The 17,776-nt window shown below is 53.6% G+C and carries 17 protein-coding genes; 7 read left to right on the top strand and 10 right to left on the bottom strand.

Annotated elements, in window-relative coordinates:
- The first annotated feature begins 14 nt into the window (after positions 1-14).
- Positions 15-443, top strand: coding sequence for a DUF1841 family protein (locus tag BMX00_RS06855; RefSeq protein WP_090828286.1), 429 nt, complete (start codon positions 15-17; stop codon positions 441-443).
- Between the two features lie 183 nt (positions 444-626).
- Here the strand turns inward: BMX00_RS06855 and BMX00_RS06850 are convergent, their stop codons facing one another.
- From BMX00_RS06850 to ppc, 9 genes are all read right to left on the bottom strand, one after another.
- On the bottom strand, positions 627-953 hold the full coding sequence (locus tag BMX00_RS06850) for a c-type cytochrome (protein ID WP_090828285.1): 327 nt from the start codon (positions 951-953) through the stop codon (positions 627-629).
- Positions 954-977: 24 nt separating this feature from the next.
- Entirely contained in the window at positions 978-1,307 is a 330-nt protein-coding gene (locus tag BMX00_RS06845) for a c-type cytochrome (protein WP_090828284.1), read from the bottom strand.
- Positions 1,308-1,401: 94 nt separating this feature from the next.
- Positions 1,402-3,345 carry an ATP-binding cassette domain-containing protein gene (locus tag BMX00_RS06840; RefSeq protein WP_090828283.1) on the bottom strand — a complete coding sequence of 648 codons (1,944 nt, stop codon included), beginning with the start codon at positions 3,343-3,345 and terminating at the stop codon, positions 1,402-1,404.
- Between the two features lie 165 nt (positions 3,346-3,510).
- Positions 3,511-4,017, bottom strand: a complete 507-nt coding sequence (locus tag BMX00_RS06835; protein ID WP_245727876.1) for an inorganic diphosphatase — start codon at positions 4,015-4,017, stop codon at positions 3,511-3,513.
- Between the two features lie 52 nt (positions 4,018-4,069).
- On the bottom strand, positions 4,070-4,912 hold the full coding sequence (locus tag BMX00_RS06830; protein WP_090828282.1) for a CorC family transporter: 843 nt from the start codon (positions 4,910-4,912) through the stop codon (positions 4,070-4,072).
- Positions 4,913-5,026: 114 nt separating this feature from the next.
- Positions 5,027-5,521, bottom strand: coding sequence for an rRNA maturation RNase YbeY (gene ybeY, locus BMX00_RS06825; protein ID WP_090828281.1), 495 nt, complete (start codon positions 5,519-5,521; stop codon positions 5,027-5,029).
- Entirely contained in the window at positions 5,496-6,482 is a 987-nt protein-coding gene (locus BMX00_RS06820; RefSeq protein WP_218141513.1) for a PhoH family protein, read from the bottom strand. The genes ybeY and BMX00_RS06820 overlap by 26 nt, the downstream gene beginning before the upstream one ends.
- Positions 6,483-6,571: 89 nt before the next feature.
- Positions 6,572-7,924 carry a tRNA (N6-isopentenyl adenosine(37)-C2)-methylthiotransferase MiaB gene (gene miaB / locus BMX00_RS06815; RefSeq protein ID WP_090828279.1) on the bottom strand — a complete coding sequence of 451 codons (1,353 nt, stop codon included), beginning with the start codon at positions 7,922-7,924 and terminating at the stop codon, positions 6,572-6,574.
- Positions 7,925-7,997: 73 nt separating this feature from the next.
- Positions 7,998-10,811: a phosphoenolpyruvate carboxylase gene (gene ppc / locus BMX00_RS06810; RefSeq protein ID WP_090828278.1), complete on the bottom strand. Its 2,814-nt coding sequence runs from the start codon at positions 10,809-10,811 to the stop codon at positions 7,998-8,000.
- A 119-nt stretch (positions 10,812-10,930) separates the two neighbouring features.
- Here ppc and hemC point away from each other — a divergent pair, with 119 nt between their 5' ends.
- The 4 genes from hemC to BMX00_RS06790 are packed head-to-tail and all read left to right on the top strand — an operon-like array spanning position 10,931 to position 15,068.
- The gene (hemC, locus tag BMX00_RS06805) at positions 10,931-11,896 is read left to right on the top strand and encodes a hydroxymethylbilane synthase (RefSeq protein ID WP_090828448.1); all 966 of its coding nucleotides are present in this window, start codon (positions 10,931-10,933) and stop codon (positions 11,894-11,896) included.
- A gap of 41 nt (positions 11,897-11,937) precedes the next feature.
- Complete coding sequence (locus BMX00_RS06800) at positions 11,938-12,738, top strand: uroporphyrinogen-III synthase (RefSeq protein ID WP_090828277.1); 801 nt, start codon at positions 11,938-11,940, stop codon at positions 12,736-12,738.
- Positions 12,735-13,832, top strand: a complete 1,098-nt coding sequence (locus tag BMX00_RS06795; protein ID WP_245727866.1) for a uroporphyrinogen-III C-methyltransferase — start codon at positions 12,735-12,737, stop codon at positions 13,830-13,832. The genes BMX00_RS06800 and BMX00_RS06795 overlap by 4 nt, the downstream gene beginning before the upstream one ends.
- Positions 13,833-15,068, top strand: a complete 1,236-nt coding sequence (locus BMX00_RS06790; RefSeq protein WP_090828276.1) for a heme biosynthesis HemY N-terminal domain-containing protein — start codon at positions 13,833-13,835, stop codon at positions 15,066-15,068.
- 92 nt (positions 15,069-15,160) lie between these two features.
- Here BMX00_RS06790 and BMX00_RS06785 read toward each other — a convergent pair whose 3' ends face one another.
- Positions 15,161-16,213, bottom strand: coding sequence for a CDP-6-deoxy-delta-3,4-glucoseen reductase (locus BMX00_RS06785; protein ID WP_090828275.1), 1,053 nt, complete (start codon positions 16,211-16,213; stop codon positions 15,161-15,163).
- 46 nt (positions 16,214-16,259) lie between these two features.
- Between BMX00_RS06785 and BMX00_RS06780 the strand changes: the two genes are divergently transcribed.
- Positions 16,260-17,144: an SDR family oxidoreductase gene (locus BMX00_RS06780; protein ID WP_090828274.1), complete on the top strand. Its 885-nt coding sequence runs from the start codon at positions 16,260-16,262 to the stop codon at positions 17,142-17,144.
- Positions 17,145-17,422: 278 nt separating this feature from the next.
- Complete coding sequence (cutA, locus tag BMX00_RS06775; RefSeq protein WP_090828273.1) at positions 17,423-17,767, top strand: divalent-cation tolerance protein CutA; 345 nt, start codon at positions 17,423-17,425, stop codon at positions 17,765-17,767.
- The last annotated feature ends 9 nt before the right edge of the window (positions 17,768-17,776 follow it).

The raw sequence follows: 17,776 nt of genomic DNA, 5'->3' as shown, positions 1-17,776 counted from the left end.
ATGTTTAAGCCCCAATGTTTAATCCATCGAGAGACCAGGCGCGCCAATTTCTTTTTGACACCTGGCATAAATACCGGCAGCGTGAAATGCTGTCCGCCATGGAAGACATGGCGCTTGAAGTAATTCTGCTACATCCGGAGTATCAGGCCGTGCTGGAAAATGCTGAGTACTATCGGGACAAGGACTATTTGGCGGAAATGGGCGATACGAATCCATTTCTCCACATGAGCATGCACATCGCTATTATGGAGCAACTTTCAATAGACCAGCCTGTCGGAATCCGGCAGCGATTCGAGCGTTTACTGAAAAAAACGAGGGACGAACATACTGCGATGCATCAAGTGATGGAATGTCTGGCGGAAATGATCTGGCAAGCGCAGCGCAATCAATTACCGCCGGACGCATCGGTGTATTTTGAGTGTCTCGATCGGCGGGAAAATTAACCCGCGGACGCGGAGAAATTCGCGTCCCTGGTCCATGTTGAGGACAATAGCACCTATGCCCTCTCGATGAGGGTAAGGTAATTTATACCAGAGCTAATAACCAAGACCTCTGAACGAGTCTATAGTGATACCACTACAGTTAACTACCGGCTAACTGCCGGGCTTATTTCAGAGGTTTCCCGATCAATATTTTGTTTTCAGGCCAGCTTGGCTAGCGAAATACGCTGCCAGATTCTCGATATCTTCCTTACTCAAAGGCGCAGCCATACCTGCCATGATGGGGTCCTTGCGAACACCCGATTTATATTCGTTCAGGGATTTTTCGATATAACTGGCATACTGACCGGCAAGTTTTGGAAAAGCCGGAGCGGGACTATTGCCATCAGGGCCGTGACAGGCGGCACAGACCTCAGCCGCTTTTTTCTTGCCAGCTTCAATATTGGCTGCTATTCCTTGACTGGAAACCAGCAGCAAAGCACCGCTTGCCGCGGCAATAACGAAATTTTTCATGAGGCTTCCTTGCGTAATGAGTGATTATTTTCCGCTGTTTGCGTAATAGGCGGCCAAGTCTTCCATATCCTTCGTGGAAAGTGTGGCGGCTATACCCTTCATGCTGGGATGATTACGTGCGCCGGTTTTATATGCCTCGAGCGCCTTGACCAGGTACTCGGCGTGCTGGCCGCCCAGTCTGGGAACCTGATAGACTGTGGGATATGATGTCCGGTATCCCTCTATTCCATGACAACCAATGCACATGGCATTCTTCGTTTTTCCCGCGGCTGGGTCACCGGCTGCCTGAGCGGTACCTGACAATGCCAGGAGCAGACCCCATGCAACTACACTCACTATCGCTGGTCGTTTCATTATTAGTGCCCTCTTTTTACAAAAAGAGCGACTCTAAACGATGTGCCATTTCCGGTCAACGAATAAAAGTAACAGCACATACGGGAACTTATCATTACACTTTCTGTCCGCTTGTCGTGCGTTTTGCTTCCAGTTCTTCCCATCGGACGAGGTAATGCGTGAGTTCGTCTTCGAGAGCCGCAAAGCGCTCTTGCAGGTTTCTGGCACGTTGGGGGCTATCGCGGTAAATATTAGACGAACTTAACTGGCAGGTTATGTCAGCCTGTTCCCGCTCCAGAATCTCGATTTTTGCGGGTAGCTCATCAAGTTCACGTGTTTCCTTATACCCCAACTTTACGCGCGTAGCCGGCTCATGCTTCTTGTCAGGCAGAACCTCAAGCGAGAGTTTGGCCGTGTGCTGCTTAGGCGGTGATAGCGGTAGTTTTTGAAGACTCTCACTCTTCACACGCATCCAGTCTTCATAACCTCCCACATATTCCCGAAGTATGCCCTCTCCCTCGAAAGCGATAACCTGGGTAACCACATTGTCGAGAAATTCCCTGTCGTGGCTCACGAGGAACAGCGTGCCGGAATAGTTTTGCAGCATTACCTCAAGCAGTTCCAATGTTTCGATGTCCAGATCATTGGTGGGTTCATCCAGAACCAGCACATTGGCAGGGCGAGTAAACAGGCGTGCAAGCAACAGCCGATTGCGCTCGCCGCCGGAAAGCGTTTTTACCGGCGACCGCGCTCGCTCCGGTGCAAACAGAAAATCTTCCAGATAACTGATGACGTGCTTTCTCGTTCCCCCGATGTCGATAAAATCCGAGCCTTGACTTATGGTATTAATCAGGGTTTCCTCGCCATTCAACTGCTCGCGCATCTGGTCAAAATACGCCACCGCGAGTTTGGTTCCCTGCCGGACGCTGCCACTATCGGGCTGTAGTTCTCCTAATATCAGCTTTAGCAAGGTGGATTTTCCGGCGCCGTTCGGCCCCAGCAATCCGACTCTATCACCGCGCATAATCCGGCAGGAAAAGTCATTAATGAGAGGTTTGCCGCCGCCATATGCCTTGGTTATGTGCTCCAGCTCAGCCACCAGGCGCCCCGATTTCGATCCGTCTCCTACATTAAGGTTTACCGTTCCAGCCCGTTCGCGGCGCGCGGCACGTTCGAGCCGCAGCGCTTCCAGCCGCCGCACCCTGCCTTCATTGCGGGTACAGCGCGCTTGAATTCCCTTGCGTATCCAGACTTCCTCCTGTGCCAGCACCTTGTCGAACTTTTGATAATGGACGGCTTCGGTTTCAAGCATTTCCATTTTCTTACGCTGATACTCGGCAAAGTCGCCAGGAAAGCTCGTCAGTTTGCCTCGGTCAAGTTCAATAATCCGAGTCGCCACATTATTTAGAAAACGGCGATCGTGAGTGATAAACAGTACTGTGCCCGGAAAACTCTTAAGAAGCCCTTCGAGCCACTCGATCGAAGAAAAATCCAGATGGTTGGTCGGCTCATCCAATAACAGCACATCCGGGGATACCACTAACGCGCGAGCCAGCGCCACCCGTTTTTTTTGACCACCGGACAGTTCTCCTGTCAATACGTCGGCAGACAGTTCAAGCTTGCCAATGGCGGTTTCCACCCTAGCCTGTATACGCCAGCCATCCTGGGCTTCCAGTTCGGTTTGCAGATCCTGAAGGCGCAAAAGGAGCGCTTCAGTATCCTGCCCGCTTTCGCTCAAGAGATGAGATGCTTCATGATAGTCGAGCAGCACTTGGCTGATCGGCCCCAACCCCTTCGATACTTCCTGGAAAACCGTGAGGGCGGGATCCAGTTCGGGCTCCTGTGGCAGGTAAGCCAGCCTCAACGAGGGCCCATGCCAGACTCGTCCGTCGTCAGGCCCTATTTCGCCTGCCAGAAGACGGAGCAAACTGGATTTACCGCCCCCATTCCTGCCGATCAGGCCGACACGTTCGCCGGGGTCAAGCTGCAAATTCACCTGATCCAGTAACGCATGATGTCCAAAGGCGAGGCAGGCTTTTTCAAGAGTGAGGAGAGGCATAGTGAAAGAAAGATTTCGGCTTAACCGGCGGGGGGCGCAATTCTGCCATGGTCGGCAGGGCTTGGCAAAATATTTTTCATCCGGTTTAAAAGAAATCCGCAGTGTCGGAAAGAGACAGAGGCGTTCCGGATTGGTTCTCGATTCCAGGACTTGTTCAGAGATCCGCTAAAAGTCAACATGTGGTTGTCGCCAAGCACGGTCTCGCGGCCGTGCGCGGGAGAGAGCCTGGGACGCTTCGCACCAACCTTCACATGCATTGCGTCCCGGCCGGCCTCGCCATATGTTCAGCAAGCTTTTACACTCCGCATAGAATCTAAAAAATTGCAGTACCCTTTGGCGTTGCTGCGCATCAAGAGAGGAGTCGCTGCAGATAAGCTTGTCGTCCTGCATGCCGCGGTCCGTCAAGGTCACAGCACCCCAGGCTCTGGCCTGAATCATCGTACCCAACGGCAACCGCGGGCCGAGCACCAGCGCATCCAGGAGGTCACCATCGAGGCCAAGATAATCGGGCACAGAGCCGTAGTTATAGGGACACGGCAGGGGAGAAATGAAGTCGATGCTACCGGTTGATCCCCGTTTAAGAAAACATCCACGTGGAACCTCGATGATTACCTCTACCTCTGGCGGTTCAGACAATAGTTTTTCATCCAGACGCGGATTCACTTCATTCACGATCTCATGATTAAAGGATCCACGTCAGGCCCGGCCAGGGCTGATCCTTCTATTACTGCTGCTCAGCTTGTGCGGGATTTTTTTCCACCAGCAGCGTATACAATCTGCGGCTATCGGCCCGCAGGACCGTAAATTTAAAGTGATCAACAGTTACTGATTCACCTCGTTTGGGTAGCCGGCCGAACTTGTGCAATACCAAGCCACCGACGGTGTCATACTCCACATCACTGAATTCCGCACCCAGCCGTTCATTGAAATCGACGATTTCGGTAATGGCCTTGACGCGGTAATGACCGTCAGGATCTTTTACAATGTTGTCTTCGGCTTCATCGAAATCATGCTCATCCTCGATGTCCCCCACGATCTGCTCCAGTACGTCTTCAATGGTTACCAGTCCTGCAACGCCGCCGTACTCATCCACGACTATAGCGATGTGATTGCGGTTAGTACGGAAATCCTTGAGTAATACATTGAGCCGCTTGGATTCCGGAATGAATACCACGGGCCGTAGCATGTCGCGTACGTTAAACTCTTCATCTCCCGCGTGATAGCGCAAAAGATCCTTTGCCAGTAGTATGCCAATAACATTGTTTTTATCGTTTTCGGTAACTGGAAAGCGCGAGTGCGCCTTCTCGATAACAAAGCGGATAAACTTGTCCACCGGTTCGCCAATATCGATCACATCCATTTGTGAACGCGGGATCATGATCTCCCGTGCCTGCATCTCGGATACCTGAATCACGCCCTCGATCATGCTTAATGCATCTGAATCGAACAGATTGCGCTCATATGCGGACCGCAGCAAAGCTAACAGTTGTTCGCGGTCTCCCGGCTCACGCAGAAAGAGCGCACTGACACGCTCAAGCAAGCCGGGTTGTTTGAGAGGATCATCCATGCCGTTATGACTTTTTTTTTGTAATGAGTAGGTCAAGCCACGCCCGAATGAGTCCCCGCTCCGCCAGCTCAGTTGCCAACTACGCACTCCGCCGAGCGCTTGTGCAGAGGTTCTTCAGTCAACGATTTCATCATAAGGGTTGTGATATCCCAGGCTTTCCATAATTTCCGCCTCCAGCCGTTCCATTATTGCTGCGCCAGCATCACTTTCATGATCATACCCCTGCAGATGCAGAATGCCATGTACGGTAAGGTGAGCGTAGTGCGCGTCGAGATTTTTATGCTGTTGCCGCGCCTCATTTTCTATCACCGGCGTGCACAGCACAATATCTCCGGACAGAGGCCGAGTATTGCTATAACCGAAAGTCAGCACGTTGGTCGCGTAGTCCTTTCCGCGAAAGTCCCGGTTGAGGCTGCGGCCCTCAACTTCATCAACAATGCGCATCACAATTTCCGCATCCTGCACCAGGGCTACTTTAATCCATTTGCGAAATTCAGATCGCACAGGCACATCAGCTGCATGAGTTGCGTATTGCATGGTCAATTTCAGCTTTATATTCCTGCTGCTGCTTTTCCCGGGAGAATCAGGTTTGCTGCCCCTGTCTTTCATACTTTTCATAAGCATTCACGATTCTTTGAACCAGGGGATGGCGCACCACATCCTCTGCGCCAAAATAGGTGAAAGCGATGCCGCGCACTTTTTCCAGAACTTGTTTGCCCTCCACCAGACCGCTTTTTTGATGCTTCGCCAGATCAATCTGAGTAATATCACCCGTTATAACGGCCTTTGAGCCGAAACCGATACGAGTCAGGAACATTTTCATTTGCTCGGGAGTGGTATTCTGGGCCTCATCAAGTATGACAAAGGACTGATTCAACGTGCGGCCGCGCATAAAAGCCAGCGGGGCAATTTCAATTGCGCTGCGCTCGAACTGCTTGCTGGTTTTGTCAAACCCCATCAGATCATACAGTGCATCGTAAAGAGGACGTAAATAAGGATCCACTTTCTGTGCCATATCTCCTGGTAAAAAACCAAGACGCTCGCCGGCTTCAACCGCCGGCCGAACCAGCACTATCCGGGCAACGATATCTCGCTCCAGCGCATCCACTGCACTTGCCACGGCAAGGTAAGTCTTTCCGGTACCCGCCGGACCTATGGAAAATGTGATGTCGTGGGTTTGTATCTGATGAAGATACTCGACCTGACGCGGCGTTCTGCCGCGTAAATCGCTGCGGCGGGTAAGCAGAGCCAGCTCCCCAGTCTCTTTTGCACGTCCTTCAATCAAGCCATGCTTTCTCGAATGCGGATTCATCACTTCGATCAAACCTAGCTGGATTTCCTCGATGCCCAGATGGTGCTGTGCCTGAGCATAAAATCTTTGCAATGCTTCCGCGGCAAGCGAAGTCCGGGCTGAGCTGCCGCGCAAGGCGAAATGCTCTCCCCGGCGTGCAATGGTGACGTCAAGTACGGTTTCGATCTGCCTGAGGTTTTCGTCCAGCACGCCGCATAAATTGGCAAGGCGCTGGTTATCGGCTGGGGAAAAGGAAAGTTCGACGGGTTGGGATTTCAATGGCTTGGCAAGCGATTGTGCGATGGGCATATCTTAATTCTGGCAGTGACGGGCGTGGTTTGCAAGAAATGAAGATTTCGCTCGCTTATTCAGAATTTCTTCCAATTGCTCTCGTCGATCTTGCCTCGCAACGAATGTGATAAAGCGTCAGTAATGATCACATTTACGAAGTGGCCCATTTTTTCCGGATTTCCGGAAAAATTCACCATGCGGTTATTGTCTGTACGCCCGCAGAGTTCATCGGGATTTTTCCTGGATGGGCTCTCCACCAGAATACGTTGGGTGGTACCGATCATGCTCTGACTGATGGTCTGTGCCTGTTGCTCGACTTTTTCCTGCACCTGTTGCAGGCGGTAGAGTTTTATCTCATACGGGGTATCATCGGCCAGGTCCGCGGCAGGCGTGCCCGGACGCGGACTATAAATGAAGCTGAAGGAACCGTCAAAATTCGTTTCTTCGATCAGCCTCATCGTGGCGGCAAAGTCTGCTTCGCTTTCACCCGGAAAACCAATAATGAAATCTGAAGTAAGCGAAATGTCGGGCCGGGCAGCGCGCAGCCGCCGTATGATCGATTTGTATTCCAGAACAGTATAGCCGCGCTTCATTGCGGCCAGGATCCGGTCCGATCCCGACTGAACCGGCAGATGCACATGACTTACCAGTTTAGGTAATGCCTGGTAAGCATCGATCAGGCGCCGGGTGAATTCTCTTGGATGAGAGGTGGTATACCGGATGCGCTCGATACCGGGAATTTCGTGAATATACTCGAGCAGCAGCGCAAAATCGGCCGTCTCGGCCTCTTCCTCGTAATTCATCATCCCACGATACGCGTTGACGTTTTGCCCAAGCAGCGTTACCTCTTTAATTCCCTGACTTGCCAGCCCTGCGATCTCTTCCAGAATAGCGCTGAATGGACGGGAGATTTCCTCACCTCGTGTATAGGGAACCACGCAAAAGCTGCAATATTTGCTGCATCCCTCCATGATCGAAACGAAAGCAGTCACCCCTTCGACACGCGCCGGGGGCAGGTGATCGAATTTTTCAATTTCGGGAAAAGAGATATCAACCTGAGGGCGGCCGGTAGCCTGGCGCGCGGAAATCAATTGGGGCAGCCGATGCAGCGTTTGAGGACCGAATACAAGATCGACATACGGGGCGCGCTTTACAATTTCCGCGCCTTCCTGGCTGGCCACGCAACCTCCTACGCCGATGAGCAGATCGGGATTGTTTTTTTTCAGGTATCGGACGCGTCCAAGATCGTGAAATACCTTCTCCTGTGCTTTTTCCCGCACCGAGCAAGTATTGAACAGAATGACATCGGCTTCAGCCGGATCATCCGTCTTTTCCATGCCTTCGGCAGCGTGAAGCACATCGGCCATCTTCTCCGAGTCATACTCGTTCATTTGACAGCCAAAGGTTTTGATATAAAGTTTTTTGGCCACGACTATTTCAAACTTATCCTAAAAATAAAAACCGGCCGAGCCGGGGGTCGGAAATCGGAACCTTTGATCGGTTTTACCCACTATTTCTGAGACCTGCGGCTACGCCGTTAATGGTAAGTTGTATTGCCCGTTTGACCGCATCTGTTGCGTCGCCCGAGCGATATCGCCGCAACAGCTCTACTTGCAGGTGATTGAGCGGATCGATATAAGGTGTACGGTTACGAATACTGCGAGCAAGCGTCGGGTTGTCCTGCAACAGCTCTGTGCGGCCGGACACCGCGAACAGCCATTCAACGCTGCGATCCCATTCGGCCTGGATACAACCGAAAATTTTATCTCGCAGTCCGGTATCGGTTACGAGTTCAGCATAACGTGACGCGATTCCCATATCGGTTTTAGCCAATACCATATCCATGTTGGACAGCAGCGTTTGCATGAACGGCCATGTACGGTACATCTCCTGAAGCAGTCCAAGCCCCTTCTCGCCCCGGCCTTCCCTTTGGACAAAGGCTTCCACAGCCGTTCCAAACCCATACCAGCCTGGAATCATGGCACGATTCACACTCCAGCTGAACACCCAGGGAATGGCGCGCAGGTCTTCTATAAGGTCGGATTGTTTGCGCGATGGCGGGCGGCTGCCGATATTGAGGCCCGCGATTTCTCTTATGGGCGTGGATTCCTGGAAGTAGCGATTAAAACCCGGTGTTTCATAAACGAGATTGCGGTAAGCGGCGAGCGCATCGCGCGCCAGCACTTCCATGGTTCGATAATAATCCTCTGCGCGTTCCCCCAAGGTGTCGTGGCTCAACAATGTGGCCTCTATCGTGGCGGCTACGAGCGTTTCGAGATTGCGGCGTCCGATTTCCGGGTCGGAATATTTGCTGCCGATCACTTCGCCCTGCTCGGTGATGCGTATCTGGCCGTTCACGCTATTTGGAGGCTGAGCCAATATGGCCTGATAGCTGGGGCCGCCACCACGCCCGACGGTACCGCCGCGTCCATGGAACAGGCGCAATTCAACCTTGTGCTTGGCGAACACCTTCGTAAGTTCTGTTTCGGCTTTATACAGCTCCCAGTTGGCGGCGAGAAAACCGCCGTCTTTATTGCTGTCAGAATAGCCAAGCATCACCTCCTGGACACTGCCGCGCGAATCCAGGAGTTTACGATAATAGGACAGCGAGAACAGCTCGTCCATGACCTTCCCGCACGCGCGCAAATCCGCAATAGTCTCAAATAGTGGGACTATGTTCAGATGCAGATGCGGCAGTTCCCCAGGCCGCAGCAAGCCGACTTCTCTCAATAATAGCGCGACTTCCAGCACGTCCGACACGCCGTCTGTTTTCGAAATCACGTAGTTTGGCAGCGCAGCGCGGCCGAACCGCCGTTGAATTTCCGCCGCGGCTTCCTGAATGCGTAGTTCGCTTTGGGTGAGTTCCGAATAGGCTAGATAGGGTGAGCGCAGCGGGCGCAGACTGCTGATCTCGGTCAGGAGTCGCTGTACACGTTCCGCCTCGGTCAGCTCGCAATAACCCTTGGATAGAAGATCGTAATCGAGTAATTCCGCCACGACCTGTTCATGGACACCGCTGTGCTGGCGCATGTCCAGCGGAGCCAGGTGGAAACCGAATACCTCTGCGGCCCGCCGCAGATGACGCAGATCCCCTTTCGCCAGCAACTTCGATTTATGCTGCTGGAGCGAGCGGATGACGATATCCAGATCATGGACGAATTCCGTGCTTTCCGCGTAGGGGGTGGCCGGGCCGACGGGACGCCTTTGCCTGATCGCATGCCCAAGATCCTGGCTGGTTGCCGCAAGGCGCGCGTAAATACCGATAAGCGCGCGCCGGTAGGGTTCGTCAGCACGGCTGGCCGCCCGATCGGGCGATGCCTCGGCCAGAGCCGCCAGTTCATCGTCCACATCCACCAGGCGTTCGGTCAGGCTCAGCCTGCGACCAATCCGGTGCACTTCCCCCATGTAAAAATCCAGCGCAAGCGCCGATTGACGCTCGGCCGCGTGCAAAATGACCTCATCGGTTACAAAGGGATTCCCGTCCCGATCACTGCCTATCCAGCTTCCGATGCGTAGAAATGGCGGGATAGGCGGCGCATTTGCCTCCATTCTTCGCTCAAGCAGATCTTCTATCTCGGCATACAGGCGGGGTACTTCGGTAAGAAAAGTATAGTGATAATAGGCCAGGCCGTTTTTGATTTCATCATATACCGACAAACGTTCCGAACGCAGCATGCGGGTTTGCCACAATATTTGGATGGCGCAGCGCAGTCCCTCTTCGTTATTGCGCAGCTCGTCCGGGGTAAGCTGCATACGATCGCGCTCGTTCAACAGATGTGCAATGGTCAACTGGCAATCGAGCATGCTTCTACGCTGCACTTCGGTCGGGTGCGCGGTCAAGACTGGAGAAACCAGTGCCTTGGCGAAAAAGCGGCCCAACGCGTCACCATCCGTTCCGCTGGAAAAAACCCGATCCAGGGCCAGTGCCACGCTGCCTGCCTGAGGGGGTGATCCGGCTCGAAGGTGGGTGCGGCGGCGGCGATTATGATGCATATCCTCAGCAATGTTGGAAAGCTGCGAGAATTGGCTGAATGCGCGCACCACCGCTACCGTTGCTTTATTGCTGAGCTGGTTCAGAATAACATCCAGTTCGTGTCCCGCCTTCGGGTCCTGCTCGCGCCGAAACCGAATTGCCGTCTGGCGGATAGTTTCCACGAGTTCAAAAGTCGGCTCACCTTCCTGTTCCCGCAGTGTGTCGCCCAACATTCGTCCGAGCAGGCGGATGTCTTCCCTCAGGGGGTCATCCTTGACTGGACTGTCTGCATGGTCCGACTGATTTTTATCAAAATTTTCGCTTCTGGGAGCAAGCGATCTCATGACAACACCTCTTTCGCAACGCGGACCGCAGGCGTTGTACCTACTTGAGTCCGGGTTGGCGTCTGGCATGCTAAAATGTGTATCGGTATCAATTCCGCAATTTTTCCAATGTAATAATAATGCCTAATTCATCCAAACCTGCAAAGATTGTTATCGCCACTCGAGAAAGTGTTCTGGCCTTATGGCAGGCGAATTTCATACGTGACCGGCTCGCGGAATTATACCCGCAAACCGAATTCAACATATCCGGCATGACTACGCGCGGAGATCAGATACTTGATAAATCTCTCTCCAAAATTGGTGGAAAAGGATTGTTCATCAAGGAACTGGAGCAGGCGCTGGAGGATGGGCGCGCGGATATCGCGGTGCATTCACTGAAGGATGTGCCAATGGATATGCCAAACGGATATATGCTGGCAGCTATCGCGGAACGGGAAGATCCACGCGATGCTTTCGTTTCCGATCGCTATGCCAGCCTCGACGCGCTTCCGGAAGGGAGCATCGTGGGGACTTCCAGCCTGCGGCGGGAAAGCCAGTTGCGCGCACGCTTCCCACATCTCAAGGTTCAGCCCCTGCGCGGCAACTTGCAGACCCGGTTGCGTAAACTGGATGAAGGTGAATTTGCGGCGATCATTCTTGCGGCCGCGGGATTGAAACGGCTGGGGCTGGCTCATCGCATTACTTCATTTCTGAGCCCTGAGCTGAGTTTGCCGGCGGTAGGCCAGGGTGCGCTGGGCATCGAATGCCTCACCGGGCGAGCAGATATGGTTGAGCTTTTACAACCACTGCATCATCTTCAAACTGCTCAATGCGTAGCGGCCGAACGCGCGATGAGCCGGGCTCTGGGCGGAAGTTGCCAAGTACCCCTGGGCGGTTTCGCGGAAATCACCGGGGACGCGTTGCGACTGCGCGGATTTGTCGCCAGCCCGGATGGGACGCAAATCATAAGCGATGAATTGAGTGGCAAACCTGAGAAGGGTACCGATATTGGTATACGATTGGCACGGAACCTGAAGGTAAAGGGAGCGGAAGCTATTCTGGCCGCGCTGGAGCTTCATGCGCCCGAACCCATAAGTCACCCATAAGCGACCCCTAAGCCACCCGTAAGCCCACTCGTGAGGCATCCATGAGCAAACCGCTGACTGGGATTACCGTCCTGGTCACGCGTCCGGCGCACCAGGCAGGCGGGCTCGCTGAGAGAATACGTACAGCGGGGGGGAAACCGGTTTTGTTTCCGGTGCTTGAAATTCTCGATGTAATAAATCCACGCCCACTGCTAGAGGTGATCAGGCGTCTCGATGAATTCGATCTGGCGGTTTTTATCAGTCCCAACGCGGTCAATAAGGCAATGAGCCTCATACATGCCAGCCGTTCGTTACCTCCCGGGTTGAAAGTCGCCGCGGTTGGCCAGGGAACCTCGAAGGCGCTGAGGAATTTCGATGTCCAAGCGGTTATCGCTCCCACTGCGCATTTCGACAGTGAGGCATTGCTCGATATGGCGGAATTGAAGCACCTGGCGGGCAAGCACGTCGTTATTTTTCGCGGGGATGGAGGTCGCGAACTGCTGGGTAAAACTTTGCTGGAGCGGGGCGCCATACTTGAGTATGCTGAATGTTATCGCCGCGCCAAACCGTCTGCTGACGTTGCTCCGCTACTGAAAGCCGGGGCGCGCGGCGAGATCAGCGCGATAACCATAACCAGTAGTGAAGGTCTACGCAATTTATTTGATATGGTTGGTGAGGCGGCTCAGGCATGGCTCAAGCAGACGCCCTTGTTTGTGTCCCACGAACGCATAGCCGAGAGCGCGAGAACACTTGGATGCGCCCATGTAATTCTTACACCCGCCGGAGATTATGGTTTGCTTGAAGGCCTGTCAATTTATTTCCGATCGAAAGCTGGCGGTGATTCAGCTTCAATGAAACCGTGAGTGCCGAGATACCTTCTGAAATCACCTCGACCGACGCGCCTGAATCGCAGAGGATAAGCGAGGAATCGGGCAGGGGATCACCCGGAGAAATACGTAAGGGGCTACATAAGCGCATTAACCTCCCTCTTCTGATTCTTATCTTAATCCTTGCGCCCGTTATAGCCTGGCAGTGGTATGACACGCGTAATCAAATCGCGGGGCTGCAACACGAGTTGGCAAAGCGATTGGCCGAAGCAGACGCGTCGGGGAAGGAATCGCGCAATATCGCGGGGGAAGCGGCCGAGACAGGGCGCCGGGCGGAAATGAAGCTCAGCCTGCTGGAGGCAAAGCTGGCTGAATCGCAGAACCAGCAATTGGCGCTGGAAGCACTATACCAGGAGCTCACGCGTAACCGCGATGAGGCAACGCTCGAGGAAGTCGAACAATTACTGCTTATTGCCAATCAGCAGCTGCAACTGGCAGGTAACGTGAAAGCTGCCCTGATTGCCATGCAAGAGGCCGATGCTCGACTGCAGCGCATCGATCGTCCGCAGCTAACGCCACTGCGCAAGATTCTTTCCAAAGATATGGATCGCCTTAAAGCTGCCCCCTATGTGGATACAGTGGGAATCAGCCTGCGTCTCGATAATCTTGCTGCAGCGGTTGATAAATTGCCACTGGCAATGGAACTTCGCCCGCCGGAAGTGAGCCCTCCCCGGCATCAAGCTCTGCCAGGCGAAAGCCTATGGCTAAAATTCCTGCGCGAAACATGGGAGGACTTGAAGCAGCTCGTACGCATCCAGATTATGGATAAGCCGGATGTTGCGTTGCTGTCACCATCCCAAGCCTATTTTCTGCGGGAAAATTTAAAGTTGCGTCTGTTATCGGCCCGGCATGCGCTACTTGCGCGCGACGGGCCCAGCTTCAAGGCTGATCTCGACGCTTCCATAGATTGGATCAGTCGGTATTACGACAATAAGTCGGAGCCGGTGGTTAGCATGCTTGAGGGGTTACGCACGCTGCGCGACAGCGAAGTGGGGGTGGAATTGCCGCGCATTTCCGAAAGTCTCGACGCGGTGCGCAATTACCGTCTCGCGCGAGACCGGAACAAATAGATGAAGGCGGCGCTCTGGCTGCTGGCGCTGTTTGGTATTGCCGTGGCAGCGACGCTGGCGGCCAAATACAACAATGGCTATGTGCTGGTGGTCGCGCAACCTTATCGAATTGAGCTCTCTCTCAACTTATCGGTGGTGCTGCTGTTGGCAGCTTGTTTTGTCGCTTATTTTTTGATACGGCTGGCGGTCATCACTTTGCGGCTGCCCATGGAAGTCAAGGAATTCCGGTTGCGCCGGCGCCGCGAGAAGGCGCGCAGAGCAATGCTGGATGGACTGAGGGCGTTTCTGGAAGGGCGTTATGCCAAGGCAGAGAAAGCTTCCGCTGCCGCGCTGGAATTGAAAGACGACTCTCCCGCGATTGACGTGATTAACGCCGTGGTTGCCGCGCGCTCAGCGCATGAGCTGAGAAGATACGCCGAAAGGGATGAGTTTATCGCTTTGGCGGAAACCAGTGCGCCGAAGGAAACGGTACTCAGGCTTATGACTCAAGCCGAACTGTTGCTGGATGAGCATCGCTCAGAGGAAGCGCTGCAAATATTGCAAACGCTTCGCGCCGCAGAAACGCGGCAGCACGCGGCTGCTCTGCGACTGGAACTGAAAGCACAGCAGCAACTGAAGAACTGGGATAGGGTACTGGACCTGCTTGGGCAACTGGAACAGCGCGACGCACTCGATAAGACATTATTGAAGCAATTACGGCGCCACGCTCATGTGGAAAATCTTAAAAGCAAAATGTTGGATCCCCGCGTATTGCGGGAATATTGGCAAACGGTATCTTCGGCGGACAAAAAAGACAACAAACTGGCGGTTGCCGTTGCCCATGCTTGCACGGCTATAGGAGACTGCGCGACAGCCCGTCAGATTATCGAGCAGAGCCTGGACAGACAGTGGGATTCTGAATTGGCCGAGCTGTATGCAGAGTGCCCGGAAAATGACGCAATCAGCCAGATCGAACGCGCCGAGGCATGGCTGAAATCTCATCCCAACGATGCCAGCCTGTTGCTCGCTCTCGGTAAATTATGCATTCACTGCGAGCTGTGGGGCAAAGCACAAAATTACCTGGACGCAAGTCTCTCAGTCGAGCCGGGTTATCCAGCTCATCTTGCACTGGCACGATTAAACGAGAAAATCGGGCGGCCCGAACTGGCGAAAGAACACTATAACGAGGGGCTGGAGCTTGTCCTGAAGAGGTTGGAAGCGTTGGGGCAGAGGCATGTCCTTGCTGAGGGCAGATGAGCCGAATAATCCGGGTAATCCGAGGGCGCGCGCCGGTTATTGGAAATGAGAATGTATCTGATCAGCCGGGCCAGAATGCCCAGGGATACATTTCAGGACTTGGGCTCGCTTGGTGAGGCGGTAAACGCATCGGAAAAAAAATCGTCGTCTGGTAGCCGGCGCAATGCGGTAAAGTCTTTATGAGCGGCTTCAACCATTGCAGGCGCGCCGCAGGCGTATACCTGATACCCGGAGAGGTCGTTGAAATCCTGCAACACGGCTTGATGCACCAATCCAGTTCGTCCGTTCCAGTTATCGGCTGGCAATGCCTCCGACAGTACCGGGATAAAAGTAAAATTGTCATGCTCCTGTTGCCAGCGATCCGCAACATCCGGCATATATAAGTCGGCCTTGGTGCGATTACCCCAGTAGAGCACCATCCGCCTTTCACTGCTGCGCGTGTTGCCGCGCATGTTGCGTACATGAAACACATGCTCAAGGATGCTTTTGACCGGCGCGAAGCCGGTGCCGCTGGCGACGAATATGATGGGTTTATCGGAATCTTCGCGCAGAAAAAATGTGCCGAGCGGACCTTCAAAACGCAGGATATCCCTTTCTTTCATACGAGTGAATACATGCTCCGCAAACGTTCCGCCGCGATAATTGCGCACGTGTAATTGCAGGAGTTCGTCGTCATGGGGCGCGTTAGCCAGCGAAAAGCTCCGGCGCTTGCCATCTTTCATCAGAATATCAATATATTGACCGGGGAGGAATTGCAGTCTCTCGTTAGTGGGGAGCTTCAGGTAAATAACCATTACGTCCAGTGCAACGCGCTCCATCTTGTGGACGCGGCACGGCAGAGTCTTGACCTTAATATCTTTTATTGCCCCGATTTCGCGGCATTCGATCACAAGTTCGGACAGCGGCACGGCGCAGCAAAAAAGCGCCATGCCTGCTTGCTTCTCTATTTCCGTTAATGTAGCCGCGTTATAGCTGCCGAAATCGACGGTTCCCTGTATGATTTTGCCCTTGCAAGTGCCACAGGCGCCGTTCCGGCAACCATAGGGCAGCGGAAAACCTTCACGAAGCGCGGCTTGTAGTACAGTTTCTCCGGGCTGGGCAAGGAATACATGTCCGCTCGGTTTGATAGTGACTTGATGCGACATCGGTTATGAACGAGTCAACAAATAAAATAAGACGGCCAGCAATAAAATGAAACGGACGCTCTTGATTGTGGGTTGTGGCGACATCGCGCTGCGCGCGGCGCCTTTGCTGCGAATGCATTACAGGCTGCTGGGCCTGTGCCGGAGGCCGCAAACTCGCGCCATATTACGTCTACACAATATTACGCCTGTGTATGGGGATCTCGATATACCGGACAGCCTTGGCCAAATTTCGGGCATGGCTCATTCAGTGCTGCATCTGGCGCCGCCACCTGATCATGGCCAGCTAGACACTCGCACCGTCAACCTCCTGGCAGCGCTGGCCAAGCGGCCGAGGATAAAGGCAGCAATGTTACCACAACGGCTTGTCTACATCAGCACCAGTGGGGTATATGGAGATTGCCAGAGTGCGCTGATAGATGAAACCCGCCTGATCAATCCCCAAAGCGGACGCGCATTACGCCGGGCCGACGCTGAGAGACGGGTACGAGCGTGGGGTTTGCGGAATGGTATAAACGTTTCAATTCTTCGCGTACCCGGTATTTACGCATTGGATCGTTTACCGCTTGCCCGTCTGCGCGAAGATTGCTTGGCGCTGATTCCGGAAGAGGACAGCTATACCAGCCATATTCACGCCGACGATCTTGCCCGCATCGTTGTTGCTGCATTGCGCTATGCCAGACCGGGGCGTATCTATCACGCCTGTGATAACTCAAACCTCAAAATGGGTGAATATTTCGACCTGGTCGCAGACCGGTTTGGACTGCCGCGGCCACGGCGTATCGCCCGTGCACAGGCCGAAGGGCGCATATCGCCCGGCATGTTTTCGTTTATGAGGGAGTCGCGAAGGTTGGCGAATGACCGCATGAAGCATGAATTGCGTGTAAACCTTCGATATCCAACCGTGGCCGAATGTCTTGCAAACTCAAAATAAGCCTCGCTGAGCCAGGTTTTCCCGATAGCCAACGGATCTCTGCCTGGTGGACAAATATCCGGTTGGGTTGGACAATTCCCGCCGGTGCCACGGCATCGCTTTCAACGTAAATGAGTTATCCTGACCATATCTTTTGCAAGCCCAGTTGCTGGTGATCGCCGGGGGACATTTGCCCAGCGGGTCATTTCAGTAATCTCCTGCGCCATGCACAGCAATTGCCGTGGAAAATGGGTAAAATTCGCTCTACCTTTTAAGCAGACACCAATCGACCGATCACAATGGAGCCCATACTCGTTATTACCAATATGCCCGATCGATCGGCGGCGATGAGTCTTGCACGAACGCTGGTCGAGGAAAGGCTGGCGGCTTGTGTCAATGTGCTGGCTGATTGCACTTCGGTCTATCGCTGGGACGGAAAAAGCGAAACCACCGCAGAAGTACCGGTACTCATTAAAACGGTTGAGCAACATTATGCCCGGTTAGAGCAGGTGATAAAGTCGCTGCACCCCTACGAACTCCCTGAAATCATTGCTGTCCCAATCAGCAACGGCTTACCTTCTTATTTGAAATGGATTGAAAACGAAACCCTGGATTTCGGCACGCCGACTCCGGATGTCAAATGAACAAAGTTG

This window comes from Nitrosovibrio tenuis, from assembly GCF_900109785.1.
In the GTDB taxonomy this organism is placed as follows: Bacteria; Pseudomonadota; Gammaproteobacteria; order Burkholderiales; family Nitrosomonadaceae; genus Nitrosospira; species Nitrosospira tenuis_A.
The sequence above is the reverse complement of the archived record's forward strand: the minus strand, read 5'-3'. Positions and strand labels throughout refer to the sequence as shown.

Coding starts and splice junctions, on each gene's coding strand:
- BMX00_RS06855 (WP_090828286.1), top strand. CDS start 15: ATGTTTAATCCATCGAGAGACCAGGCGCGCCAATTTCTTTTTGACACC.
- BMX00_RS06850 (WP_090828285.1), bottom strand. CDS start 953: ATGAAAAATTTCGTTATTGCCGCGGCAAGCGGTGCTTTGCTGCTGGTT.
- BMX00_RS06845 (WP_090828284.1), bottom strand. CDS start 1,307: ATGAAACGACCAGCGATAGTGAGTGTAGTTGCATGGGGTCTGCTCCTG.
- BMX00_RS06840 (WP_090828283.1), bottom strand. CDS start 3,345: ATGCCTCTCCTCACTCTTGAAAAAGCCTGCCTCGCCTTTGGACATCAT.
- BMX00_RS06830 (WP_090828282.1), bottom strand. CDS start 4,912: ATGGATGATCCTCTCAAACAACCCGGCTTGCTTGAGCGTGTCAGTGCG.
- ybeY (WP_090828281.1), bottom strand. CDS start 5,521: ATGAAAGACAGGGGCAGCAAACCTGATTCTCCCGGGAAAAGCAGCAGC.
- ppc (WP_090828278.1), bottom strand. CDS start 10,811: ATGAGATCGCTTGCTCCCAGAAGCGAAAATTTTGATAAAAATCAGTCG.
- hemC (WP_090828448.1), top strand. CDS start 10,931: ATGCCTAATTCATCCAAACCTGCAAAGATTGTTATCGCCACTCGAGAA.
- BMX00_RS06800 (WP_090828277.1), top strand. CDS start 11,938: ATGAGCAAACCGCTGACTGGGATTACCGTCCTGGTCACGCGTCCGGCG.
- BMX00_RS06790 (WP_090828276.1), top strand. CDS start 13,833: ATGAAGGCGGCGCTCTGGCTGCTGGCGCTGTTTGGTATTGCCGTGGCA.
- BMX00_RS06785 (WP_090828275.1), bottom strand. CDS start 16,213: ATGTCGCATCAAGTCACTATCAAACCGAGCGGACATGTATTCCTTGCC.
- BMX00_RS06780 (WP_090828274.1), top strand. CDS start 16,260: ATGAAACGGACGCTCTTGATTGTGGGTTGTGGCGACATCGCGCTGCGC.
- cutA (WP_090828273.1), top strand. CDS start 17,423: ATGGAGCCCATACTCGTTATTACCAATATGCCCGATCGATCGGCGGCG.